This window comes from Bacillus sp. LR--39, from assembly GCF_053613335.1.
This window is the reverse complement of record NZ_JBSIOT010000775.1, coordinates 1-751: the sequence shown is the minus strand read 5'-3', so window position 1 is coordinate 751 and position 751 is coordinate 1. Positions and strand designations below refer to the sequence as shown.

Sequence of the window (751 nt, the reverse complement as noted above, 5' to 3'; positions counted from 1 at the left end):
AAGGTTTTTCGGGTTTTTCTTAATGTCTTTCAATGTTGCGTCAACTGTTTCCACTTTAGGATCAAGAGTGATTAATCCAGCATTTTCAAGCATTGCAAGCATACGGCCTTGTTCAGCAACGTTGTTTGTCAGAATGATTGTCGCACCGTCTGGAAGGTCTTTCAGTGATTTGTATGTTTTAGAGTAAATACCGAATGGCTCTAGGTGAACAGCGCCGGCATTCACAAGTTTGTAATCTGTGTTTTCTTTCATTTCTTGCTCAAGGTAAGGAATGTGCTGGAAGTAGTTCGCGTCCACTTCTTTATCAGCTAAAGCTTTATTGTACATTTTGTAATCACTAAGCACTTTCACTTTCATCGTATAGCCTTTTTCTTTCAGCAATGGTTCAGCTTCTTTTAAAATTTCCGCATGCGGCGTTTTCGTTGCCGCAACGACAATTTCTTTCTTGCCGGATTCAGCGCCGTTATTCGAACCGCAGGCAGCCATAACTCCTGCAAATACAAGCAGTAATGCACCCAAAAATAGCTTTTTCAATGTAAATCCTCCCTTATCGTTTGTCTATAATATTTGTTATTAGATCACCGATGATTTGAATAATAAACACGATGATTAAAATAAACACAGTAGCAACGAAGGTAACATCAGCGTTATTAGACTGATATCCTTCTACGTACGCAAGGTTTCCAAGGCCTCCTGAACCAATGGCTCCGGCAATTGCCGTTGAGCCGATCAAAGCGATGGCAGTAACCGT

General features: G+C 40.7%; 2 pseudogenes. Both read right to left on the bottom strand.

From position 1 onward, the window contains the following. Positions 1 to 534 (bottom strand): annotated as a pseudogene (gene metQ, locus ACWHAR_RS26480) (methionine ABC transporter substrate-binding lipoprotein MetQ); the annotation flags it as partial. A 13-nt stretch (positions 535 to 547) separates the two neighbouring features. Continuing rightward, a pseudogene (gene metP, locus ACWHAR_RS26475) lies at positions 548 to 751 on the bottom strand (methionine ABC transporter permease MetP); the annotation flags it as partial.